The 23,061-nt window shown below is 68.7% G+C and carries 24 protein-coding genes and 1 riboswitch; of the genes, 10 read left to right on the top strand and 14 right to left on the bottom strand.

Annotated elements, in window-relative coordinates:
* Positions 1 to 145 precede the first annotated feature (145 nt).
* Positions 146 to 667 (bottom strand): DUF2244 domain-containing protein, encoded by a 522-nt coding sequence (locus FHU13_RS21075; RefSeq protein ID WP_183437794.1) that lies wholly within the window; start codon positions 665 to 667, stop codon positions 146 to 148.
* Between the two features lie 20 nt (positions 668 to 687).
* On the opposite strand from FHU13_RS21075, the gene nth reads away from it, so the two are divergent.
* Together nth and purC are read left to right on the top strand one after the other, a co-directional pair.
* On the top strand, positions 688 to 1,500 hold the full coding sequence (nth, locus tag FHU13_RS21070; protein ID WP_246714776.1) for an endonuclease III: 813 nt from the start codon (positions 688 to 690) through the stop codon (positions 1,498 to 1,500).
* A 192-nt stretch (positions 1,501 to 1,692) separates the two neighbouring features.
* Entirely contained in the window at positions 1,693 to 2,487 is a 795-nt protein-coding gene (gene purC / locus FHU13_RS21065; protein ID WP_017487305.1) for a phosphoribosylaminoimidazolesuccinocarboxamide synthase, read from the top strand.
* A gap of 66 nt (positions 2,488 to 2,553) precedes the next feature.
* Here the strand turns inward: purC and FHU13_RS21060 are convergent, their stop codons facing one another.
* The 4 genes from FHU13_RS21060 to FHU13_RS21045 all read right to left on the bottom strand — a co-directional run bounded on the left by FHU13_RS21060 (position 2,554) and on the right by FHU13_RS21045 (position 7,581).
* A complete protein-coding gene (locus tag FHU13_RS21060; RefSeq protein WP_183437792.1) occupies positions 2,554 to 4,221 on the bottom strand; it encodes a glycosyltransferase in 1,668 nt (555 codons plus the stop codon).
* Positions 4,218 to 6,035, bottom strand: a complete 1,818-nt coding sequence (locus FHU13_RS21055) for a glycosyltransferase family 2 protein (protein ID WP_312889627.1) — start codon at positions 6,033 to 6,035, stop codon at positions 4,218 to 4,220. Before FHU13_RS21055 ends, FHU13_RS21060 begins: the two co-directional genes overlap by 4 nt.
* 309 nt (positions 6,036 to 6,344) lie before the next feature.
* Positions 6,345 to 6,977 carry a hypothetical protein gene (locus FHU13_RS21050; RefSeq protein ID WP_183437790.1) on the bottom strand — a complete coding sequence of 211 codons (633 nt, stop codon included), beginning with the start codon at positions 6,975 to 6,977 and terminating at the stop codon, positions 6,345 to 6,347.
* Between the two features lie 61 nt (positions 6,978 to 7,038).
* Entirely contained in the window at positions 7,039 to 7,581 is a 543-nt protein-coding gene (locus FHU13_RS21045; protein ID WP_183437789.1) for an invasion associated locus B family protein, read from the bottom strand.
* A gap of 237 nt (positions 7,582 to 7,818) precedes the next feature.
* Here FHU13_RS21045 and FHU13_RS21040 point away from each other — a divergent pair, with 237 nt between their 5' ends.
* Positions 7,819 to 8,238 (top strand): hypothetical protein, encoded by a 420-nt coding sequence (locus FHU13_RS21040; protein ID WP_183437788.1) that lies wholly within the window; start codon positions 7,819 to 7,821, stop codon positions 8,236 to 8,238.
* A gap of 10 nt (positions 8,239 to 8,248) precedes the next feature.
* On the opposite strand, the gene FHU13_RS21035 is transcribed toward FHU13_RS21040, so the two are convergent.
* Together FHU13_RS21035 and FHU13_RS21030 are read right to left on the bottom strand one after the other, a co-directional pair.
* Positions 8,249 to 8,974 (bottom strand): M48 family metallopeptidase, encoded by a 726-nt coding sequence (locus FHU13_RS21035; protein ID WP_183437787.1) that lies wholly within the window; start codon positions 8,972 to 8,974, stop codon positions 8,249 to 8,251.
* 94 nt (positions 8,975 to 9,068) lie between these two features.
* A complete protein-coding gene (locus FHU13_RS21030; protein WP_183437786.1) occupies positions 9,069 to 10,313 on the bottom strand; it encodes a polyhydroxyalkanoate depolymerase in 1,245 nt (414 codons plus the stop codon).
* Between the two features lie 152 nt (positions 10,314 to 10,465).
* On the opposite strand from FHU13_RS21030, the gene FHU13_RS21025 reads away from it, so the two are divergent.
* The 5 genes from FHU13_RS21025 (at position 10,466) to purQ (ending at position 14,019) form a co-directional block, all read left to right on the top strand.
* Positions 10,466 to 11,860 carry an ActS/PrrB/RegB family redox-sensitive histidine kinase gene (locus FHU13_RS21025; protein WP_183437785.1) on the top strand — a complete coding sequence of 465 codons (1,395 nt, stop codon included), beginning with the start codon at positions 10,466 to 10,468 and terminating at the stop codon, positions 11,858 to 11,860.
* Between the two features lie 36 nt (positions 11,861 to 11,896).
* Positions 11,897 to 12,499 carry an ActR/PrrA/RegA family redox response regulator transcription factor gene (locus FHU13_RS21020; protein ID WP_238254330.1) on the top strand — a complete coding sequence of 201 codons (603 nt, stop codon included), beginning with the start codon at positions 11,897 to 11,899 and terminating at the stop codon, positions 12,497 to 12,499.
* A 182-nt stretch (positions 12,500 to 12,681) separates the two neighbouring features.
* Complete coding sequence (locus tag FHU13_RS21015) at positions 12,682 to 12,906, top strand: hypothetical protein (protein ID WP_183437784.1); 225 nt, start codon at positions 12,682 to 12,684, stop codon at positions 12,904 to 12,906.
* A gap of 193 nt (positions 12,907 to 13,099) precedes the next feature.
* Positions 13,100 to 13,339, top strand: coding sequence for a phosphoribosylformylglycinamidine synthase subunit PurS (gene purS / locus FHU13_RS21010; protein WP_183437783.1), 240 nt, complete (start codon positions 13,100 to 13,102; stop codon positions 13,337 to 13,339).
* Positions 13,339 to 14,019: a phosphoribosylformylglycinamidine synthase subunit PurQ gene (gene purQ, locus FHU13_RS21005; protein ID WP_183437782.1), complete on the top strand. Its 681-nt coding sequence runs from the start codon at positions 13,339 to 13,341 to the stop codon at positions 14,017 to 14,019. The genes purS and purQ overlap by 1 nt, the downstream gene beginning before the upstream one ends.
* 114 nt (positions 14,020 to 14,133) lie before the next feature.
* On the opposite strand, the gene FHU13_RS21000 is transcribed toward purQ, so the two are convergent.
* The 7 genes from FHU13_RS21000 to FHU13_RS20970 form a co-directional block, all read right to left on the bottom strand.
* Positions 14,134 to 14,679, bottom strand: coding sequence for an adenine phosphoribosyltransferase (locus FHU13_RS21000; protein ID WP_003604529.1), 546 nt, complete (start codon positions 14,677 to 14,679; stop codon positions 14,134 to 14,136).
* Positions 14,680 to 14,753: 74 nt separating this feature from the next.
* Positions 14,754 to 15,548: an inositol monophosphatase family protein gene (locus tag FHU13_RS20995; RefSeq protein ID WP_183437781.1), complete on the bottom strand. Its 795-nt coding sequence runs from the start codon at positions 15,546 to 15,548 to the stop codon at positions 14,754 to 14,756.
* A gap of 141 nt (positions 15,549 to 15,689) precedes the next feature.
* On the bottom strand, positions 15,690 to 16,307 hold the full coding sequence (locus FHU13_RS20990; RefSeq protein WP_183437780.1) for a thiamine phosphate synthase: 618 nt from the start codon (positions 16,305 to 16,307) through the stop codon (positions 15,690 to 15,692).
* Between the two features lie 6 nt (positions 16,308 to 16,313).
* Complete coding sequence (locus FHU13_RS20985) at positions 16,314 to 17,123, bottom strand: thiazole synthase (RefSeq protein ID WP_183437779.1); 810 nt, start codon at positions 17,121 to 17,123, stop codon at positions 16,314 to 16,316.
* A 4-nt stretch (positions 17,124 to 17,127) separates the two neighbouring features.
* Positions 17,128 to 17,340 (bottom strand): sulfur carrier protein ThiS, encoded by a 213-nt coding sequence (gene thiS, locus FHU13_RS20980; protein ID WP_183437778.1) that lies wholly within the window; start codon positions 17,338 to 17,340, stop codon positions 17,128 to 17,130.
* Positions 17,337 to 18,572 (bottom strand): glycine oxidase ThiO, encoded by a 1,236-nt coding sequence (gene thiO, locus FHU13_RS20975; RefSeq protein WP_183437777.1) that lies wholly within the window; start codon positions 18,570 to 18,572, stop codon positions 17,337 to 17,339. Before thiO ends, thiS begins: the two co-directional genes overlap by 4 nt.
* A gap of 80 nt (positions 18,573 to 18,652) precedes the next feature.
* A riboswitch (TPP riboswitch) is annotated at positions 18,653 to 18,775 on the bottom strand.
* A gap of 122 nt (positions 18,776 to 18,897) precedes the next feature.
* Positions 18,898 to 20,172: an adenylate/guanylate cyclase domain-containing protein gene (locus FHU13_RS20970; protein WP_183437776.1), complete on the bottom strand. Its 1,275-nt coding sequence runs from the start codon at positions 20,170 to 20,172 to the stop codon at positions 18,898 to 18,900.
* A 581-nt stretch (positions 20,173 to 20,753) separates the two neighbouring features.
* Between FHU13_RS20970 and FHU13_RS20965 the strand changes: the two genes are divergently transcribed.
* Both FHU13_RS20965 and FHU13_RS20960 read left to right on the top strand, forming a co-directional pair.
* Positions 20,754 to 21,674: a helix-turn-helix domain-containing protein gene (locus tag FHU13_RS20965; RefSeq protein WP_312889626.1), complete on the top strand. Its 921-nt coding sequence runs from the start codon at positions 20,754 to 20,756 to the stop codon at positions 21,672 to 21,674.
* A 7-nt stretch (positions 21,675 to 21,681) separates the two neighbouring features.
* Positions 21,682 to 23,025: an MFS transporter gene (locus FHU13_RS20960; RefSeq protein ID WP_183437774.1), complete on the top strand. Its 1,344-nt coding sequence runs from the start codon at positions 21,682 to 21,684 to the stop codon at positions 23,023 to 23,025.
* The last annotated feature ends 36 nt before the right edge of the window (positions 23,026 to 23,061 follow it).

The following is a 23,061-nucleotide window of genomic DNA, read 5'->3' as shown; positions in this document are numbered from 1 at the left end:
CGGCGCCCCGTCGGTGAAATTGGGTATAGGCAGCCGCGCCCGGCACGTCAATCGAAAAATCAGGGAAAGCGCGAGGAAGGCGGCCACGAGGCCGCGGAAGGCGTCCAGCAACCGTTCGGAGACAGGGGTGCCCTGGCCGGAGCGATCAGAAACCCTTCTTCACCTGCGCCAGGGCGCGGGTCAGTCCGTCGGCCACGATGGCCCGCTCGTCGGGAGAGGCGTCGCGAGCCACAACAACGTGCTCGCGGCGCGACGTCAGTGTCAGCGTGCGCAGGCCGAACTCCTCGTCATCGACCCGGCTGAGCTTGGTCCAGAGCGGATTGAAGCGCCACTCGCGGCGGACGCCGCGCGGATCGCTACGGGCGAGGAAGACTTCGATCGGCGAAATCACCACCTCCTCGAAGGAGCGCCCGCGACGGAAACTGACCTTAAGCGCGATGTAGAGGGCCAGCATATCGAGGCCGAAGAAGCCGGCGATCGGCCAGAAGCCGGCCCGCCAGCAGGCGATCGATGTGACGAGCGAGACGAGGCAGCAGAGCCCCATCACGATCCGGAAACCGTCCTGACTCAGGGATTGGTGAGGTCGGATCACGGCCGAATAGACTGGCCGGTCCATTGTCGCGGGATCAAGTCCGTCCGGATGTGCAGGAATGTTGCCGCTCGCCATGGGCCGAATATAACGCGCCGATGTCAGCGAAAAAGCCGTCGTCCCGCTCTTCTGCCACCGCTGCGGTAAAAAGTCAGGTGGCGGAGTCCGTCAAAACAGAAGCTAAGCCGGCGAAACCGAAAGCCGAGCTGGAGCCAGTATTGACGGCGCAGGTCGAAACCTCACCGGCCCCCGTCGATGATGCGACGCTGGTCGAGATCTTCTCGCGCCTGCGTGCCGCCGACCCGGAGCCGCGCTCGGAACTCGAATACATCAATCCCTACACCCTGCTCGTCGCAGTGGTTCTCTCCGCGCAGGCCACCGACAAGAGCGTAAATCTCGCGACCGCGCCGCTCTTCGCGATCGCCGACACGCCGCAGAAGATGCTGGAACTCGGCGAGGAGCGGGTGCGCCACTTCATTCGCACCATCGGCCTGTTCAACACCAAGGCGAAGAACGTCATCGCGCTCTCACGGATCCTGGTGGAGCGGCACGGGGGAGAGGTGCCGCGCGAGGCCGACGCTCTGGAGGTGCTGCCGGGCGTCGGAACGAAGACCGCGAGCGTCGTGCTCAACGTGGCCTTCGGCGTGCCGCGGATCGCGGTCGATACCCACATCTTCCGCGTCTCGAACCGCATTCCTTTGTTTTCCGCATCCACGACCGACAAGGTGCAGGCCGGACTCGAGGCGCGAGTGCCGGAACCGTTCCGCCTCAACGCGCATCACTGGCTGATCCTGCACGGACGCTACACCTGCAAAGCCCGTCGGCCGGACTGTCCGCGCTGCGCCATCGCGGATCTCTGTCGCTATCCCTCGAAGACGACGCCGCTCACCCCCATCTCTCTCAACGATTAGCCGCAGACCCGCGCCCATGGGGACGAAGCGGTGCATCGCCAACGCGTTGTGCTGCAAACCTCGTTCCGGTAGATTGATGCTATGGCGGCCGGGATTGGCACCTGAGGGCAGGTCCCGGCCGTCCGCCCGCCAGACGGGTCGCCGCGCCGCGGATTTCGCTTCACGTGCCAGTTCCGAAGGAGCCCCGGCCCCATGGACTTCCTCAAACCACGGTACACGCCTATGAACCGCCGCCGTCGCATCTACGAGGGCAAGGCGAAGGTCCTCTACGAGGGACCGGAGCCGGGGACGCTCATCCAGCACTTCAAGGACGACGCGACCGCCTTCAATGCCAAGAAGCACGAGGTGATCGACGGCAAGGGCGTGCTGAACAACCGGATTTCCGAGTTCGTTTTCCAGCACCTCAACGACATCGGCGTGCCGACCCACTTCATTCGCCGCCTCAACATGCGTGAGCAGTTGATCCGCGAGGTCGAGATCATCCCGCTCGAAGTGGTCGTGCGCAACGTGGCGGCGGGCTCGCTTGCCCAGCGCCTCGGACTCGAGGAAGGCACCCAGCTCCCGCGCTCGATCATCGAGTTCTACTACAAGAACGACCAGCTCAACGACCCGATGGTGTCGGAGGAGCACATCACCGCGTTCGGCTGGGCAACGCCCCAGGAGATCGACGACATCATGGCGCTCGCCATCCGCGTCAACGACTTCCTGTCCGGCCTCTTCCTCGGCGTCGGCATCCGTCTCGTCGACTTCAAGATGGAGACCGGCCGCCTGTGGGAGGGCGACCTGATGCGCATCGTCGTCGCCGACGAGATTTCCCCCGATTCCTGCCGGCTGTGGGACATCAAGTCGTCGGACAAGCTCGACAAGGACCGCTTCCGCAAGGATCTCGGCGGGCTGATCGAGGCCTATACGGAAGTCGCCAAGCGTCTCGGCATCATGTCCGAGAACGAGAAGGTCCAGACCGGCGGCCCGCGCCTCGTGCAGTAGCGCCGGTGCCTTTTCGGCCGAAGTGAAGCCGGTTCGGCGTTCGAAAGCGCCGAACCTGAGAGACCTTCAGCGCGGCTCGGCCGGCTCCAGGCCGGTCCAGCCGCGGCGCAGGCGCAGATGGGTCGAGAGATCCGGATCGAAGCCCGGATGATAATGGGGGTCCTGCGCGAGCAGCGGCCCCCATCGCTTTTTGAACGCCTCGACCTCGCGTCGGTGGCGGGCGGCGGCCTCGGGCGAGGGCCGGCGGCTCGCCGATTCCCGGTGGTGAAGCACGGCACCGCCGACGTAGAGCGTACGCAGGCCCGAAGCGTTGAGGCGCAGGCAAAGATCGACGTCGTTGAAATCGATCGCGAAGGCCGATGCGTCGAAGCCGCCCGCGCGGGAAAACTTCTCCGCCTCGATGACGAGACAGGCGGCGGTCACGGCGGAGACGCTTCGGGTCGCGCGCAGGGCGCTGAAGTAGCCCGCCGCGTCGCCGGCGAAGTGACGGTGGCCGTGGGTGGCGAGACCGCCGGTCCCGAGCACGATACCGCCGTGCTGGATGCGGCCCTCGCCGTCGATCAGGCGAGCGCCGACGGCACCGACATCCGGGCGCAACGCCTCGCGGACCATGCGCTCCAGCCAATCCGGCGCCTCGGCCTCGACGTCGTTGTTGATGAAGGCCAGGAGGCTTCCACGCGCCTGCGCAGCCACGCGATTGTTGATGGCGGCGAAATTGAAGGAACCAGGACAGGCAACGACCCGCGCCGCGCCCTCCGCCTCAACGGAGCGGAAATAGGCGAGCGTCGCGGGCTCATGGCTGCCGTTGTCGCAGATCAGGATTTCCTTGCCGGGCCAATCGGTACGGTGACGCAGGCTCTCGATGCAGGGCCGGAGCAGGTCGAGCCGGTCGCGGGTCGGGACGATCAGGCTGACGAGGGGGCGCGGCTCCGGCAGGGATCTGCCGACGCGGACCACACCGTCCTCCTCGATAGCAGCCCACGTGGTCCCCTCCCCTGCCCGATCGAGGTCTCGCTCGACGGCCTTCAGCCGGGCTTGACGGCACGCCTGCAATCCCGCTCCCCCCCCTTCGAAACGTCCGACGGAGAGGATGCGCGGGAGGTGGCGCACGGCACCCGGGCCGAACCGGTCCGCGATTCCCAAGGCGAGGTCGAGAGCGGCAGCGCCGACGATGGGCGCTGCGTCAGCCGCGCTGGCGCGGCGGAGGGCGATCACGGGGCCGAGGTAATCGACGGATCGCAGATAATCCCGGTCGAAGGCCGGGCGCAGCAGCGGGAGCCAGGGGCCGCCGGGCCCTCGGCCGTACAGGGCGTCGCCGTACAAGGCGTGGAGTTCCGGATCGGCGAAGGCGGCGGAGATGGCTGCAGACGCGCCGGCCACGACCTGCTGGCCTGCGGCGGATAGCAGAACGATCGGGTGTCCCTCCGGTGCGATACGGATCGCGCCTCCTGCATCGGCCTCGATGCACTCGATCCCAGCCGCGGTAAGGGCGGCGAGCGGTTCACCGGATGGCGCGAGATCGGTGGGCCAATGCAGGTGATGGTGGGCACCAACCAGCGCGATAAAGCGCTGCGCCGCCCGCAGCCGCCGGCTCGAGAGACGGGTCAGCAGGATCGAGAGGGCCTGCCTCGGAGAGCGGAGGGCGCGTGCCATAAGCGTGAGGGGTCCCGGCACGGACTCGGCAGCGAAGCGCAGCGCATCGGGCAGCGCATCGGGCGCCCCCTGGGTGCTCATTCCAGTTCCTCGCCGAAGGTCGTGAGCGACAGGCCCGGATGGTAGAACGGATCGTGCCGGATCACGTCGCGCCAGCGCTCGGTAAAGGCGGCGGCCTCGCGCTTAAAACGCGCGCGGGCCGCGCCAACCGGCCGGCCGCGGCTCACCGATTCGAGGTGTGATAGAACGGCATGCGGTGTCCACACCGTCTTCCAGCCCCGGCCGCTGAGGCGCAGGCAGAAGTCGATGTCGTTGAAGTCGATCGGGAAGGTCTCCTCATCGAAGCCGCCGACGGCGCGATACTTCTCCCGTGCCACGGCGAGGCAGGCCGCCGTGACGCCCGAGACCTCGTGCGCCACGCGCAGGCGATCGAGGTGGCCGGGCGTGTCGGCGGGACGGCGGCGCAAGATGTGGCCGGCCTCGCCGCCGAGCCCGACCACCACGCCGGCGTGCTGGAGCCGGCCATCCTCGTAGAGGAGCTTCGCGCCGACGGCGCCGACCTCGGGGCGGGCGGCCTGAGCCACGAGGATGTCGAGCCAGTCGGGCCGCAGGACGGCCACGTCGTTGTTGAGCAGGACGAGGATCTCACCGCACGCCGCACGCGCGCCGGCATTGACCATCGCGGAGAAATTGAAGGGGTGCGGATGGGGCACGATCCGTACTCGCGGATCGCCGCGGAGCCGGTCGTACAGTGCGAGGACCGCAGGGTCCGTCGAGCCATTGTCCACGATGAGCAGCTCGATCGCGGGATAATCGGTCTTTTCGAAGATCCCCTCGGTGACCCGCGCGATGAGGTCGAGCCGGTCGCGCGAGGGAATGATCACGCTGACCAGCGGTGCCGGCTCGGGACGCGGCCAGTGCAGGTCGAGGCGGTTCTGCTGGAGCACCGCGTGCGCCGACGAATCCGTGGAGCGCAGGTGCCGGTCGAGGCGCGATGCGCGGGCGGACAGGTCGGCGGCGAACGGCTCACGGCGGCACAGGACCCGCGGGATGTGGGCGACGCGGGTTGCCGTCCCAACTGCAAGGTCGAGGGAGAGCGCGGCGTCTTCTGGTGAGCCCACCGGCTCAACCGGCACGGTGGCGAGGAAGGCATTCGAGACGAGAGCGGGCGCGCCGACATAGCCGGTGACGAGGGCGAGGTCAGGGCTCCAGTCCGGCTTAAGGCGTGGCCCGACCGCTCGGCCGCCAGTCTCTTCGTCAGCATAGACCATCTCAGCCGCCTCGGTCTCGAAGCCGCTCGCGAGGAGGCTCAGCGCCTCTGGGGCCAGGACGTCCCCGGGACGCAGCAGGCCGAGCAGGTCGGCCTCTCCGCAAAGGTCCCGGAGCGTGGCGGCCGGATTCCATTTGCCTGATGACACGCGCGGATCGGTCCCCGCAGGCTTCGCCGGCGGATTGCGGTCCATCCAGGCGATGAGAAGCGACCAGTTCTGATGGCTCTGCGCACGCAAGCTCGCCACGCTGCGTGCCACCGCATCGGCCCGTGCGAAGGAAGCATGCAGGACAATGCGGATGTTGGCACCCGATCCCGGTTCGCTCGGAGGCGACCGAAACAGGCGCGGGGCCCTCCAGGCCGGATAGCGGGCGAGAGGCGACACCGCGCACGCCCCGCGCAGGCTGTCCCGCCAGCGTCGCTCGTCGCGCGCGAGGCTCGCGCGCAACGCTGCGGCAGCCCGCAACGGACGCTTCAGCAGTGCTTCCGCGAAGACGCTCGCGCTGCTGCGCAGCCCGATCCGCTCCAGCACGAAGCCCGGCTCCGCGGCAATCTCGACGCCCTCGCAATCCCCTGGCAGGTAGCCGAGCCAGCGCGCGGCACCGAGTGCGAGCCCTGGCAGCACGAAGCTGTCGCAGCGGCCTCCCGCGCGCAGCAGGCGCAGCAAGGGTCGCTGCGGCCGGGCGCGTGCGGGCAGCGTGTAGGTCAGGACGATCCAACGGCCCTGCCGCATGGCGCGGACGGTGTCCGGCAGGACGAGGCGGCGATCGAACAGGGGATCATCGGTGGGTGCGAGCGAGAACGGCACCTCCCGGCCTCGCCACACGTCCCGCCATTTGCCCCGCCGGGAGCTCCGCCAAGCGCCCCGTGATAGATCAGGGTTGGCGATTCCGTCCTCCGGCACGTTTCGAGCCGTACGGTGAAGGCGACGCCATCATTGCTCGGCCGCGGCCTCACCCTGCGCTTCCGTCGCCGCGGGTGCGCGCTTCGGCCGGCGCGCGACCGGCTTCGCTCGAGCCGGCGCGCCGGTCAGCGTCACCTCGATATCGTAACTCATCGCCTTATCGGCGGGCACGCTCAGATCGTTCTCGATCACCGTCGCCTCGCCCTGTGCGGCGCCGGACGGCACCGTCACGGCGACACGGTGGGTCCGCGCCATGACGGGCTGCTCGTTGTACTTCACGGCGATGGTGACCGGGGCCTCGAAGCGCCCGGCGGCACCGGCCGGTCCGAGGAGCGCACGCAACTCGACGCCGACCCGCACAGCCACCGATCCATCCGGCCGCGCCTTGCACTCGCGGCTGAGCCGGCCGAACACGATCTGGTGCCGCAGACGGGTCTTGTCCCCCGCGGCTCCGGCAAAGGCCTGGATCGCGGCGCCTCCGTCCGGCACGAAGACCGGCGGGCAGTAGACATCGTCGGGATCCTGTGCGCGCGGCGCGGCGATGGACGGTGCGCTCCCCTCGCCCCCGCTGAACATGTTCTTGAAGAAGCCGCCGGGTTCGGCACGCACCGAGCCCGGAACGGCCATCACCAATCCGGCAAAAATGATCAAGGCTCTGCGCATCGTCTGACCGTCCCCTGCCCTTCCCTGGCGATCCCCTCGAACGCTCCGGAGCCGAACGATCCTATTTGAGCGAGTCGAAACCGGGGCCGAACCCCTTCATCGAGACTGGTATCCCGACCCCTTCCTCCGGCGTCTGGAAGACGATGAAGGTCGATTGCGACCCGTTGCGCAGCGATTTGATGAGGCCCTCGTCCATCACCACCTCGGCGACGCAGCCGGTCGTCAGGCAACGCACGAAGCTCGCACGGCCGATATCGGTCTGATCAATCTTGAGGCCGAGGCCTGACGGCAGGAGCACACCGAGCGGAGCCACCACGCGCAGCAGGTAGCCGCGGTTGTCCGCGGTCTTCAGCACGATGACGACGAGGTTGAGGTTCGGCCGGTCTTCCGCCGCCACGTACTGAACCAGGGCGCATTGCTCGGCCTTGGCCCCAGCCGGCGTCTCGCAGCGCAGCTGCCAGTCATCGAAGGTCTTGCGCACGGTCCCCTGGGCCTGCGCGGCACCGCCTCCGGCCAGGATCGTGGCAGCGGTCGCGGCCGCCAGCGCCAGATGACGGCTGCCCTCCGGCCGAACCGCGCGAACCAGGCCCGCAAACAAACTCATACGAACTCCGATCGATCGCTTCGTGGGACGGCGTCCGGCTCGGGCGGGCGCTCCTCGCGCTGGCGCAGTCGAGCCCTTCTGGAAGCGCCGCGCGGGCTCGGGCGTTGGGACCATGCAGGGTCCCCGGTGTCAAGCAATCGCGGCGAGGGTGTGTCGGGATTGAGGCAAAGCGGCTACCCCTCGCCGTCGCCCTGCCCTACAGTAAGGCCAAGCTCCCCTTCATCCGAGGAACCCGCCATGCGCCGCCTCGCCTGCTCCTTCGCCCTCGCCACACTCGCCATTGCGCTGGGTTCCGGAGGTGCCTCCGCTCTGTCGCTGCCCTTCGAGGAAGCGGATTACCTGCCGCCCGAAGCCACGACGACCTATATCGAGCGCTCGCTCAACCATCAGGCGCCGCTCACCATCGAGCACCCGCCGGTGGAGCGGAATCCGCGCGGGCGTCTCCGCGGCGATGCGGCGGCCATCGCGGGCTTCTGCCGGGATGGCGGTACCGTGCTGCGCCGCGACGCGTCGGGCCGCCCGACCTACCTGCGTCAGCGCGAGGTCTGCGACAACGTCGCGCCCCGCACGATGTGGCCGGGCCACGTCAATCCGCGTCCGGCTTGGCCGGCGGAGCCGACTGCGGCTCGCCGCCGGGCCGTCGTGACGAAGTACTGAGCCGACGTTTTCAACCGTAGCGGTGCAGCTCGGAGCCGTGCCGCTTCAGCCAGCGCTCCGCTTCCTCGACGTGGGGGCAGAGTTCGTTGGCGAGCGCCCAGAAGCGAGGGGAATGGTTCATTTCCCGCAGATGCGCCATCTCGTGGGCGACAAGGTAATCGAGCACCACCGGCGGCGCGAGGATCAGCCGCCAGGAGAAGTTCAGCTCGCCACGGGCCGTGCAGGAGCCCCAGCGACTGCGCGTGTCGCGCAGCGTCACCCGCGCCGGGCGCTGGCCGAGGCGGGCCGCATAGACCGCCACCGAGTGGGACAGGTCGCGTCGCGCCTCCCGCATCAGGAACTCGCGGACGCGGCGCGGCATGTGAGCCGGATCGCCCGGAACGGCGAGGGTCGCGCTCGCGGGATCGGACTCGGCGGCGCCCCGTCCCTCGCGCGGCACGATCCGATGCGGCACACCGCGCAACGGGATGACCGAGCCCGCCGCGAACGGCACCCGCTCCGGCAGCTTGGCGAGGCGGGTGGCGATCCAACCACCATGGCTCTGGGCGAATTTCTGCGCGGTGGCGAGTGACGAGCGGGTCGGCAGCGTGAGGACCACGGCGCCGGTGGCGCTGGAGACCCGCAGGGTCAGCCGGCGCGCGGCCGGGCGCCGCAGAATCGCGATGCGGAAGATCTGGCCCTCATGGGCGATCTCGATGTGATCCGGATCCGGCCGTCGCAGCAGGGCGCGCGTCATGGCGGCGAACCTAGCCGCAGGCGGGCGGCTCAGCCATCCCAGCAATCCCTCTCTCACCGGAAATTCGCCTGCCAAAAATGCACTCGCCCTGCGATCAGGCGTGTCCCTCCATCTCTCGCACGAAGCGGGCGATGCGCGGAGCGATGACGGAGCGGAAGCGGGAGCCGTTGAACACGCCGTAATGCCCCACCTTCTCCTGCAGGTGATACGCCTTGCGGGCATCGGGCAGGTTCGGCGTGAGGTCGAGAGCGGCCTTGGTCTGACCGACGCCGGAGATATCGTCGTTCTCGCCCTCGACGGCGAGGATGGCGCAGCGCCGGATCGCCGAGAGATCCACCAGCCGGCCGGCATGGCGCATCCGTCCGCGCGGCAGGGCGTGATCGACGAACACGGTCTGCACGGTCTGAAGGTAGAACTCCGCCGTCAGGTCCATCACCGCGAGATACTCGTCGTAGAAGTCGCGGTGTTTCTCCGCCGAGTCGCCGTCCCCGGTCACGAGGTGGTGGAACATGTCGGTATGGGCGGTGACGTGGCGGTCGAGGTTCATCGCCATGAAGCCCGAGAGCTGCAGGAAGCCCGGATAGACCCGGCGCATCGCCCCCGGATACAGGGGCGGGACCACCGTGATGCAGTTCTTCTCGAACCAGCCCATGCCGCGCTCCTGCGCGAGACAGTTCACGGCGGTCGGCGAGCGGCGGGTGTCGATCGGTCCGCCCATCAGGGTCATCGAGACCGGTATGTGGGCCGAATTCGCCGCCTCCATCAGCGCGACCGCGGCGAAGACCGGCACGGCGGGCTGGCAGACCGCCATGACGTGCAGGTCCGGCCCGAGATCGCGGAACATCGCCTGCAGGTAGTCGATATACGTGTCGAGGTCGAAGCGCCCGTCCAGCAGCGGCACCATCCGCGCGTCGGACCAGTCCGTGATGAAGACCCGATGATTGGGCAGCATCGCCTCGACGGTGCCGCGCAGGAGCGTCGCGTAATGACCCGACATCGGCGCCACGATCAGGAGCTTGGGCTGGGGCTCAGAAAGCCCGGCCGGGAGCGCTCGGTCGAACGCGATCACGCGAGCGAAGGGCCGTTCCCAGACGACGCGCTCCGAGACCGGAACGATCCGGCCGTCGATCACGGTCGTCGGCAGGTCGAAGGCCGGCTTGCCGTAGCGGCGGGTCAGGCGCTCGAACATCTCGAGCGCGGCGGCCGTCGAGCGGGCATAGGGGCCGTAGGCCAGGGGGTTGCCCGGATTTCCGAGACTGTGCCGCGCCGCATCCGCCACGAGGCGGGCCGGCGTCAGCATCGCGCGCGCCGTCTCGTACCAGACATACGCCAGATCCATTTCGGCACTCCCCGTTCCGGTCAGCAGCTCGACCGTCGCCGAGCCTATCGTATGTTGCGGCCGGAGAAATCCGGCAAAACCACGCGTCCGGCCGCGGCATCTGTGGACTGCCCGGTGGACGCGCCCCAGGGCAGCCCTATCGTAGCCGCACCATGATGGAAGCGGCCCACGAAACCCTCACACCGACGGGCCGCCACCTGCGGCTCGACACCTTCGTGCGCCTGCGCTGGCTCGCGCTCACCGGACAGAGCGCGGCAGTCGTCGGTGCCCAGTTCGGTCTCGGCCTCAACCTGCCCTTCGGCTGGTGCTTCCTCGTCATCGCCGCCTCGTGCTGGCTCAATCTGGCGCTGCGGATCCGTTTCCCCGCGAGTTACCGCCTGAGCGATGATTCGGCAGCGCTCCTGCTCGCCTTCGACATCGTCCAGCTCGCAGGCCTCCTGTTCCTGACCGGCGGGCTGCAGAACCCGTTCTCGCTCCTGTTCCTCGCGCCGGTGCTGATCTCGGCCACCGCCCTGCCGCCGGAGCGGACCCTGGCGCTCGGGCTGCTGGCGGTGGGGCTCGCGACCCTGCTCGCCCTCGTCCACCGCCCGCTGCCCTGGTTCGCCGACGGGCGGATCGAGCTGCCCTTCCTCTACGTGTCGGGGGTCTGGACCGCGATCCTGCTCGGCACCGCCTTCACCGGCGTCTACGCATGGCGCGTGGCGGAGGAGACGCGTCAACTCGCGCGGGCACTCGCGGCGACCGAACTGGTGCTCGCCCGCGAGCAGCACCTCTCGCAGCTCGACGGGCTCGCCGCAGCGGCGGCCCATGAACTCGGCACCCCTCTCGGCACCATCATGCTCGTCGCCAAGGAACTCGACCGGCAGCTCGGCCCCACCGCCTCGCCGGCCATCGCCGAGGATCTGAGCCTGCTGCGCGACCAGGTGGACCGCTGCCGGGGGATCCTCTCAAAGCTCACCTCCATGGGCGAGGAGACTGAGGAGGGCGAAACCTTCCTCCAGACCGTGACCTTCGGCCATCTCATCGAGGAACTGGTCGCTCCCCAGCGCGCCCTCGGCATTGCCGTCGATGTCTCGAAACAGGGCGAGGGAACGGAGCCGGTCTGCCGCCGAAACCCCGGCGTGATGTTCGGGCTCGCCAACATCCTCGACAACGCCGTCGACTTCGCCGAGTCGCGGGTTCTGATCGAGGCCCGCTGGACCGCCGAACGCGTCACGCTGACGATCCGCGACGACGGGCCGGGCTTCCCCAGCGAAGTGCTGCTGCGGGCCGGCGAACCCTACGTCACCACCCGGGGCCGCGACCGCTCGCGCAATCCCGACGAAGCGGGTGGAGGGCTCGGGCTCGGCCTGTTCATCGCCAAGACGCTGATTGAACGCTCCGGCGCTCAGCTTCTTCTTTCGAACATCACGGAACCGGGCACCCATGGCGCCCTGGTGCGTGTGACCTGGGCACGTCACGTTTTCGAGAGGGAGGCGATTGTGCCCCATCGCGTTGCGCACAATTCTCTGCGACCCCTAACAGAACGCGATGCCGCACCCATATAATGCACATAGATGACACGAACCGACGAGGAGCGCCGCATGCTGACGCAGAGCGGGACGACGGTGCCAGGCTCGGACACCGCTTTTCTTTCCGATTCCGATCCTCTCTCCGCCTTTAGCGATCGCAGCCTGCTGATTGTCGACGACGACAAGCCGTTCTCGACCAGGCTTGCCCGGGCGATGGAATCGCGCGGCTACGAAGTGCATGTGGCCGAGAGCGTCAGCGAAGGCGTCGCTGCCGTAGAGACCAAGGCGCCCGCCTTCGCCGTGATCGACATGCGGCTCGGAGACGGCAATGGGCTCGACGTGATCGCCCGCCTCAAGGAGCGTCGCCCCGAGGCCCGCGGGGTGATCCTCACCGGTTACGGCAACATCGCGACCGCCGTAACCGCAGTGAAGCTCGGTGCTTTCGACTATCTCGCCAAACCCGCCGATGCCGACGAAATCCACGGTACGCTGATGGCGCAACCGGGCGAGCGCGCCGACCCGCCGGAGAACCCGATGTCGGCCGACCGGGTGCGTTGGGAGCATATCCAGCGGGTCTATGAGCTGTGCGGGCGCAACGTCTCCGAGACGGCGCGGCGCCTGAACATGCACCGTCGCACGCTCCAGCGCATCCTCGCCAAGCGCGCGCCGCGCTGACAGAGAGCCTGACACGTTGAAGGATCGGAAGGCCGGCGGAGCACCGCCGGCCGTTTCTTTTTTCCACCTGATCGCACCACTCTTCTCTCGAACATGCGGAGGACCGCCGGTGGGAACGGTTGCGCCGGACACCGGCCTCAGGCTAGTTCGCCGCTCAATGGGTTGAACAGGCTTACGCGGGTATGCGGAACCTCATAACGATACTCGGCCTGATGGTGCTGGTCGGCACGGAAGTGTTCGCCGCCGCCATCGCCGCCGGCTGGGCGCTCGCCGGACTGCTCGATCTGGGCGACCGCGTCGGTCACGTCCTCATGGGCCTGTTCAGCCTCGTCGCCGCCTGGATCATGGTCCAGCTCTGGCGCCGTGCCACCGAGGCAGAGCCGATCGGATCGGCCAAGCGTCGGTAGTGGGATTTCCCGCGGTGACGCAGTCGCGAAATCGCGATAAAATTTCGTCCTCCGGCGAGCAGCGTGTCACCTGCGCTCGGATCGAATGTCTGAATCCGGGTTTTCCGCACGCGGTCGAACGCCGTCGCTTTCGTTCCCGGCCTCATCGCTCCCTCGCGGCGCGGCCCGCCCATCTTCCAAACGAGTGCCTGCCATGAAAGCCCGCATCGTCGTCACCTTGAAGACCGGCGTTCTCGACCCTCAGGGGAAGGCGATCGAGGCGGCCCTGAAGTCGTTCGGCATTCAAGAAGTTTCCGGGGTGCGCCAGGGCAAGGTGTTCGACCTGGAGGTCGACTCCGACAATCGCGAGCAGGCCGAGGCGACGCTGAAGGCCGCCTGCGAGAAGCTGCTCGCGAATACCGTCGTCGAGAACTACACCGTCGAGATCGCCTGATGCGCGCAGCCGTCGTCGTCTTTCCGGGCTCGAATCGCGATGGCGACGTGGCTCGGGCGCTCCGTCGCTCCGGTGCGGAAGTCGTCAGCGTCTGGCACGCCGACACGGAACTGCCCGCGGGCACCGACCTCGCGGTGGTGCCGGGCGGCTTCTCCTATGGCGATTACTTGCGCTGCGGCGCCATCGCCGGCCGCGCGGCGGCCATGGACGCGGTGCGCGCGCACGCTGCCCGCGGCGGCCTCGTGCTCGGTATCTGCAACGGTTTTCAGATCCTGTGCGAGTCGGGTCTCCTGCCGGGCGTGCTGATGCGCAACGTCAACCGCCGCTTCATCTGCCACCGGCAGTTCCTGCGCGTCGAGCGCACCGATACGCGCTTCACCTCGGCCTACACCGAGGGTCAGGTCATCGACGTCTGCGTGGCGCATGGCGAGGGTAACTACTTCGCCGATCCCGAGACGATCCAGCGGCTCGAGGGCGAGGGCCGCGTCGCCTTCCGCTACTGCGACGCCACCGGCACGCTGACGGAGGATGCGAACCGCAACGGCTCGCTCAACTCCATCGCCGGCATCTATTCCGAGCAGCGCAACGTGCTCGGCATGATGCCCCATCCGGAGAACTTCGTGGACGGCCTCGTCGGCGGCACCGACGGCAAGGGCCTGTTCGACAGCTTGGCGGCCTGAGGGTTTTCACTCGACCGTCTCCGTCATCGCAAGGCGGAGCCGAAGCGATCCAGCGGCGCGTGGGCTGCCGGATCGAGCTCCGCCGAACCGCGAGAGCTCGACACGGAGGGGTCTTCAGTGCCCCTCGAACTCCATCAGCGTGCGGACCGTGACGCCGAGGTCACGCAGGCGCTGAGCGCCGCCGATCTCCGGCAGGTCGATGACGAAACAGGCGGCGACCACCTCCGCGCCGAGCTGGCGCAGCAGGTTCACCGCCGCCGTCGCGGTGCCGCCGGTGGCGATGAGGTCGTCGACGAGGATTACCCGGTCGCCCGGCTTGATCGCATCGACGTGAATCTCGATCTCGTCGGTGCCGTATTCGAGGGCGTAAGCCGTCGAGACGGTCTTGTGGGGCAGCTTGCCCTTCTTGCGGATTGGCACGAAGCCCGAGGAGAGCTGATGCGCCACCGCCCCGCCGAGGATGAAGCCCCGCGCCTCGATGCCCGCGACCTGATCGATCCGCCCGCCCGCATAGGGGTGCACCAGCGAATCGACCGCGCGGCGGAACGAGCGCGGATCGCTGAGTAGGGTGGTGATATCGCGAAAAATGATGCCGGGCTTCGGATAATCGGGGATCGAGCGGACCGAGTCCTTCAGGGCGGAGTGGCGACGGGCTTCCATGCGGGGCGCTCGATTGACGACGATGCGTGGGGTTAGATCAGAACGAACGGCGGCCGGCCAGGGCGCCTGCAGCCCTAGGCAGCGGCCTTGCGCAACAGGCCGATCAGTTCGCGGTGCAGCACCTCGTTGCCGCAAGCCACCGAGCGGGCGGCGAGCGGCTCGGCGCCGCCATCGGCGCTGGTGACGAAGCCGCCGGCCTCGCGCACGAGGATGATCCCCGCCGCGATGTCCCAGGTCTGGAGATCGCGCTCCCAGTAGAGGTCGGTTCGGCCACAGGCGACGTAGGCGAGGTCGAGCGCCGCCGAGCCGAGCCGGCGGGTGCCGCCGGAGACCGCCATTACTGCAGCGACCTCCTTGAGCAGCCGTCCGTGGCTGCCGCGGCCGAGATAGGGCGTGCCGTAGGCGACCAGCGCGTCGGCGAAGTCCTGGCGGCCGGAGACGCGCAGGCGCCGATTGTTGAGGAAGGCACCCTTGCCGCGCTCGGCGATGAACAGCTCATCCTTGACCGGATCGTAGATCACGCCGGCGACAATCTGGCCGTCGCGCTCCAGCCCGACCGAGATCGCGAAATGCGGGATGCCGTGCAGGAAGTTCGTCGTGCCGTCGAGGGGATCGACGTGCCAAGTATGGCTCCTGTCGGTACCCTCGATGTTGCCGCTCTCCTCCATGATCAGGCCGTAGCCGGGTCGCGCCTTCATCAGCGCGTCGCGCAGCACCTCCTCCGCCTTCTTGTCGGCGGCCGAGACGAAGTTGCCGGGGCCCTTGCGGGAGACCTGAAGGTTCTCGATCTCGCCGAAGTCGCGCTTGAGCCCGCGGGCGGCCTTGCGCACGGCATCGACCATGACGGTCATAAGGGGAGAGTTGATCATGCGGTCGGCTCGAAGCCCGCGAGGGGCACCTTGCTGGAAGAAGAATCTGTCAGCGCTTCTATACGCCTCGCGCCGCAGCGCCAGGGGTGATCGGCGCAGGGCCGGTATCCGGCGGGGGTTGCCGAGCGGGATGCGCGGCCCTCACGCGAGGCTTGCGAGGAACCGGGCCGCCACTCCCCGCGGATCGGGCCCGCGCATCCCGCCGCCCATGACGGCGACGCCCGCCGCCCCGGCCGCACGACAGTCGCGGGCGTTGTCCGGATCTATCCCGCCGAGCGCGAAGACCGGCAGGCGCTGGACCGCCGCGGCACGCAGGGCGTCGAGGCCGAGCGCGGGGCCGTAGCCGGGCTTGCTCGCAGTCAAAAAAATCGGGCTGAGCGTGGCGTAGTCGGCACCCGCCGCCTCGGCTGCCGCGATCTCGGCAACCGAATGGGCCGAGAACCCGATCAGCGCCGCGGCGCCGAGGATTTTGCGCGCCGTGCGGATGCCGTCGATCCCGGCGGAGCCCGGCAGGTGCACACCCTGTGCGCCCGTTTCGGCGGCGAGATCCCCATCGCCGCCGACGACCAGATGGCCGCCGACCGGTTCGAGGATCGCGATCAGGTCGCGGGCGAGATCCCGCCGCGCCGCCCGCTCGAGATCGCGGTCACGCAGCCAGACGAAGCGGGCGCCGCCCGCGACCGCCGCCCGGACGGTTTCAGAGAGCGGCCGATCCGCGCCGTGGCGGTCGGTGACGACGAGGAGGGGCGGAAGCCTCACCCGCCCTCACGACCCGACGAGGCCGAGCTGCGGGCTCGACGGCTCGGCCCGGCCGCGGCGCGGGATGCGCCCGGCCAGATGCGCGAGCCGGCCCGCCTCGACGGCGTGGCGCATGGCGCCGGCCATCCGCACCGGATCGTCGGCTTTGGCCACCGCGGTGTTGATGAGGCAGGCCGCCGCCCCCAGCTCCATGGCGATCACCGCGTCCGAAGCGGTGCCGATGCCGGCATCGACGATCACCGGCACCTTCGCCCGACGGCAGATCAGTTCGATATTGGCCGGGTTGGCGATCCCCATGCCGGAGCCGATCAGCGAGCCCATCGGCATCACCGCGGCGCAGCCGAGATCGACCAGCCGCTCGCAGATCACGGGATCGTCGTTGCAGTAGGGCAGCACCGTGAAGCCGTCATCGACGAGGTGGCGGCAGGCTTCGAGCAGCTCGGTTACGTCCGGGTAGAGCGTCTCGCGGTCGCCGATCACCTCGACCTTGATCCAGTCGGTCCCGAGCGCCTCGCGGGCGAGCTCGGCGGTCATGATCGCGTCGCGGGCGGTCTCGCAGCCGGCGGTGTTGGGCAGGAAGCGCGCGCCCTTCAGCTTCTGGAAGGTGTCCGAGCCGTGGCCCTGGAGAGAGACCCGGCGGATCGAGGCGGTGACGACCTCGGCCCCCGAGGCGCGCACGGACTGCGCCATGATCTCCTGGCTGGGGTAGCCCGCCGTGCCGATGAACAGCCGCGAGGAGAGCCGGATGCCGGCGATCTCCAGGGCGTCGTCCCCATTGGCGGATGTCTGCGCGAGGGTGGTGTCGTGATGGTTCATGCGCTCAGCCTCCCTGCATGGCACGGACGATCTCGATGCGATCGCCCTCGTTGAGGGCCGTCTGGCCCCAAGCGGATTTCCGCACGACGCGGCCGTTGACGGCGATGGCGATGCCTTCAGAGCTCTCGATGCCCCGCTCCTCGGCCTCGGCGGCAAACAGGGCGGCGAGGTCCGGCACCTCGCGTTCGCAAGGCTCTCCGTTGACGGTCAGCCTCATGCCACAGCCCTCCCAACATTCTCGGTGGCACTGACCTTGTTCGGTGCTGCGAAGCGCGCCCGACCGAAGCCGCGGGCGAAGTCCGGCAGCGCGCCCTCGGCGACGAGAGTGGCGACTGCATCGGCGGTAGCAGGCGCGAGCAGGTAGCCGTTGCGATGATGGCCGGTTGCCACGACGAGGCCGGGTACGGCCTCCTCGATGATCGGTGCGTCGTCGTCCGAGGTTGGGCGGAAGCCGCTCCAGACCGCGTCGATCTCCATCTCCTCGATGCCCGGCAGAACGCGCCGCGCCCCTTCCAGCAGAGCGAACAATCCGCCCGCGGTGACGCCGCTGTTGAAGCCGCAATCCTCCACCGTAGCGCCGACGATCAGGTGCCCGTCGCCCTTGGGCGCCATGTGCACCGCATCGGTCCAGACCATGCGGGAGAGGGTGCCGGTGCGTTTCGTGGTGCGAAGCGCAAGCGACTGGCCCTTAAGCGGTCGTACTGGAAGAGCAAGGTCGTCGGGCAACAGCCCCGCCTCCCCGCTCCACGCGCCCGCGGCCAGGATCACTGCATCAGCCGCGAGCATGCGGCCGGCGGCCCGAAGGCCGGTGACGCGACCGCCCTGGCGCTCCAGCCCCTCCACCGCGACGCCCTCGACGATCACGACGCCCGCCGCCTCGCAGGCGCCGAGCAGCGCCTCCATCACGAGGCGGGGATCGACCTGCGCATCGAGGGGGCAGAGGATGCCGGCGGTGACGTTGGGGCGCAGCAGCGGCTCGCGGGCGCGCACCTCCGGGCCGGAGAGCCACTCGGCGGCGACACCCGAGCGCCGCTGCAGATCGTGGCGGAAGCGCAGGCGCTCCACCTCGTCGCGGCCGATGGCGATCACGAGAGTGCCGTCGTCGCGGTAATCGATCTCTTTGCCGGACGCCGCCTGGAGCGCGTCGCGGAAGCCGGGCCAGCGGCGCAGGGATTCGAGCGCCAGCGGCAGCAGCAGGTCGGAGCCGGGCTCGTGCTCGGCGGCGGGGGCGAGCATGCCGGTGGCGGCGAGGCTCGCGCCGCTGCCGACGCTCCCGCGCTCCACCACGGTGACCGTTCGGCCGGCCTGCGCCAACCGCCACGCGATCGACAGGCCGATCAGCCCGGCGCCCACAACGGTGATGTCGGTCCGCTGCGGCAGTTCGGCCGCACGCGGGCGCATCGCGAGGCTGCGGCGCTGGCCGATCGGCGAGGTCAGCAAGTCGGACATCGGAAAACGGGCCTTCCGCGGATCTGCCCGCAGGAACTGGCACCATGTGCTTCTCGAAGAAGCGGGGTCTGCTCGATCCGAGCGACCCTCAGGTCCAATCCCTACGCCGGTATGAGCCGGATCAGGTTCGAAGGATTTCCGCGCTGCCGGTGACGGCGATAGCGGTTTCTCAGCCCCTTGGCGGGGATCTCCCTGGAACATCTCGGATGTGGGCCCAGCCGGCCGCTCGGTCAATCCCTCTCGAATGGGGATCAAGCGATTCGACCTACGGAGCGCACGGCACGTCACGCGTGGCGCCGTGGCCGAAGGCGCGTTCTTGAAAGAATTATTCCGCGGCCGCGGCCTTCGCGGTCGGTCGACGTCCGGGGCGATAGACCATCATCGGCTCCTCGAATCCGTCGAGGGCATGGCTTCCGAGCGGTTCGGGATCGCCCCAGAGGAAGTCCACGAACGGCTTCGACATCAGGAGCGGCTCCTGAAGTGTGCGGTTGAGCCGCGCGAGACGGCTCGCGAGGTTCACGTCGCGGCCGATCACCGTAAAGTCGAGCCGGGTTCCGGAGCCCACATTGCCGTAGGCTGCCTCACCGTGATGCAGGGCGATGCCAGCATCGACTGCCGGCTCCCCCTCGCCAAAGCGTCCGACCGTGTTCGCCTCGGTGAGCGCCGCGAGCGCCGCCTCGGCCGCCGTGAGCGCGCTCTTGGCCGCGCCGCCGAGGTCGTCGCCCGACTCGCGGAAGATCGCGAGCAGGCCGTCGCCGAGATATTTCAGCACCTCGCCGCCCTCCCGCTCGATCGGCGGGACGAGGCAATCGAAGAACGCGTTCAGGAGATCGACCGCCCCCTCCGGCGTCCGGTTGGCGGACAGGCGCGTATAGTCGCGCATATCCGCGAAAAGGATCGCTGAGCGGATGCGGCGCACCTGCCCGCGCCGGATGTCGCCTGAAAGGATCGCCCGGTGCGGCTCGTCGCCGACATAAATGCGCAGAACCGTGTCGAGCTGCTTGTTGAGCAGCCGCATCTCCATCACGGCGGCGAGCGCGGGCATGACGAAGCGCAGAATCGCGATGTCGTCGTCACGAAAACCGCCATCGGCACGCGTGGCGAAGGTGATGCCGTTCTTGGTGCCGTTGGTGAAGATCAAGGGCGCGATGAGGTAATGCGTGTAACCCGCGGCCTTCAATTCGGGAATGATCGCGAAGGCGTCGTCGTCAGTCTCCGCGAGGTCGAGGCTCAGCCACTCGCCGGATTCGTGCACGGCGTAGAACGGGCTCGCCTGGTAGGCCTTCGCGGAGACCTCGCCGTGGGGAAACAGCCGCACCGTCGAGCCTGCACCGCGAGTCCAGACGCGGCCGACGCCCGAATACTCGGAATGAAGCGTGTCGATGGCCGTGGAGGCTCGGTCGATCGGCACGCCGATGGCGTTGAGGCGCTCGGCGAGCCCCGCGAGCAGATCGTCGGCCTTCGGCAGCCGAGCGCCCTCACCGAGCAACCAGTCGCGGATGCCAACGCAGGGTTGAAGTGCTCCGAACGGGACGTCCTCGGCTTCCGATCCGTCGGCGAGAGCCGTCGGCGTTGGTCTCGGGGCGTCCGCGTCGCGCATCGGGGGAAGGTGGGTCCTCGGATCGCCAAAGCAAGGCTTCGCGCCGAGCACCAGCCGCGCTCGGAGTCCATGATCGGAGACGGAGTCCCGGCAGGCCGAACGCTGACTAAGCGAGCTTGGCCGCATCGTGACGCGGCCGACCGAGCGATACCGACAAACATGACGGAATCGGCAGCCTGGATCAACCGATCGAACCCATCCGACAGAGGCCGTCATCAGGCGAGGCAACACGCTGGCATCTCGAGGCATCCCCCGGTGCGATGTCAGCGGGATGTCTCAATTCTGGAACCGCCCTGCCATCCAAGAGGCTCGGCCCAAGGGCCAAGAGCAAAACCTGAAAATGTTCAGAGAGCCGTCCGGTCGATTGCCGCTTGAATGACCACGCTCAACAATGCGCGAGCGAGAGGATTTCAGGAAGATACATCGCTTGCGAACGCCTGACGAGGCCCGATAAAGAGGGTGGATCAGATCGAATAAATTTTCTTTTCTTGCATCTCGTGTCAAAACAATCGTTCATCTTCACTTCCGAGGCTGACGGCTTCGAGGGCTACCAGGCGCTTTACTCGAGCGGAGCCGACGTCGTGGTGACCGACACGCCGTTTCACGCCCGGGTGGAGGCGCATCGATTCGGCCGGATGAACGTCTTCGAGCGCTCCTTGAGCGGCGTCGAGCATCGGCGCGACCGGGCCCGTGTACGCCGCGACGGCTTCGATCACTTCACGCTTCAATACCTGCGCAGCGGCACGTTCTACGGGGGTGCTCTCGACGCGGAGCGGCGCCTCGCCCCTGGCGAGATCATCCTGTTCGATCTGACCCGCCCCCAGCGTACGCGCCTCGAGTCGGCGCGTTACGTCACCGTGAGCCTAAGCCGGGAACTGGTCGAGGCGGCGGCGCCCGAGGTGAGCCGCTTTCATGGCCAAGTCCTGCCGGAAGCGGTGTCGGGGCTGCTCGGCGACCTGATGGGATCGCTCGCCCGGCGGGCCGCGGCGACCACGCCGGACACCGCGGCGAGTACCGCCCTCGCGTTGACCGAACTGCTAGCGGGCGCCCTCGGACAGGTCAGGCCCGACGGCGAGGTCTCGGGTACCCTCATCTCCGATCTGCGGCGGCGGCGTGCGGAGGCGTTCATCGACGCACGGCTGAACGACCCATCGCTCGACGTGTCGATGGTCGCACGGGGCTCTGGGTTGTCGCGGAGCGCCCTCTATCGCCTATTCGAGCCGACGGGCGGCGTCGCGCAGCACATCCTGACACGTCGGCTCGAACGGTTGAGCGCAGCGCTCCGCAGCCCGCGGGAGACCCGTTCGATCACGACCCTCACCCTCGATCACGGCTTCGTCAGCGAGAGCCATTGCAGCCGTGCCTTCCGCAGCACGTTCGGCCTGCCGCCGGGCCGCTATCGCGCCGAAATGCGCCTTCCGCGCGCGGGCGCCCTGGACGAGCCTCATCCCGGCGAGAGTGCGGCGAGTCTCTTGTCCGCGTGGTCGCGCTCCCTCGCCTGAACGCGCGATGTCAGCGACCTCCAGGAACCCGCATTCGGGTACCATGCCCGCGCGGGCCGGTCTCGCGGGATGGCCGCTCGTCGCGCTGCTGGCGGCGATCCAGTTCGCGGCTTTCAGCGACCGATTTCTCCTCACCCTGGTCGCAACCCCGCTCAAGCAGACGCTGGCGCTCAGCGATACCCAACTCGGCCTGCTCCAAGGCTCGGCCTTCGCCCTCCCCTACGCTCTCGCCCTTCCGCTGCTCGGCATCGTGGCCGATCGCGGTCACCAGCGCGGCCTTCTCCTGACAGGGCTCTCATTATGGAGTGCGGCGACGTTCGCCAGCGGTCTCGCAGGCGGGTTCGACGCGCTCGTCGCGGCGCGCCTCGCGCTGGGCCTGGGTCAGGCGGGGTTCGGCCCCGCCGCCCTCTCGCTGATGACGCTGCATCTGCGCCGAAACCGCCTCGGTCGGGGCATCGCATCGCTCACCGCCGCAGCCACGCTCGGTCGCAGCTTTGCCTTGCTGGCGGGCGGCGCCGTGCTGACATGGCTGACGGCGCGGGGCGGGCTCACCCTTCCCGGTCTGACTCCGCTCGCCCCGTGGCAGGCCCTGCTCGTCCTCGCGGCGCTGCCGAATCTTGCCCTCGCCATCCTCGTCCTGCGCATCCGGCCGACCCCGCAGGCCACCGCTTCGGCACAGGCGTCGCGCGGGCTGCCCGGACCGTCGCTTCGCAGCGCTCTGGCCTGGATCGGGCGGCGGCGGAAGGCGTATCTGCCGCACGCCGCCGCGGCCACCGCCGCGGTCCTCATGACACAGACGCTCACCGCCTGGGCGCCGACCTTCTATGTCCGGTCGTTCGGTTTCACCCCGGCGGAGAGCGGCCTGCGCCTCGGATTTCTTGTGCTGATCGCCGCGCCGCTCGGCCACGCCGCGGGCGGACTGGCGCTGGACCGGCTCCGCAGCGCCGGGCACGCGGCTGCCGCGCCGCTACTCCTGGCTCTGGGGCTGATCCTGGCAGTGCCGGTGACCGCGCTCGCGAGTTTGAGCCCCGACTTGTCCCTCTCGCTTCTCGGGTTCGCCGGACTCGTCGCGCTGCTGGGCTTCACCAGTCCACCGGGATTGGCCGGCATCCAGATCCTGACCCCGCAGAGGCTGCGCGGTCGGGTCAACGCCCTCTTTATCGCAACCGTCAACTTGGCGGGGTTCGGACTGGGGCCACTTCTGGTCGGCCTTCTCAGCGATCACCTGTTCGGGGAGGCAGGCCTCGGGCTCGCCCTCCTGGCCGTCTACGGGTCCGTCGGCGTAGCGGGGACCCTAGCCGCCTTGCTCGCCCGCCGCGCTTGGCGCCCGGCTCAACGACGCCCGGCCTGAAACGAGAACGGCCGCCCCGAGGGGCGGCCGGTTCGA

This window comes from Methylobacterium sp. R2-1 (assembly GCF_014191355.1).
Taxonomy (GTDB): domain Bacteria; phylum Pseudomonadota; class Alphaproteobacteria; order Rhizobiales; family Beijerinckiaceae; genus Methylobacterium.
Note: the sequence above shows the minus strand (reverse complement) of the source record. Positions and strands in the feature narration are given on the sequence as shown.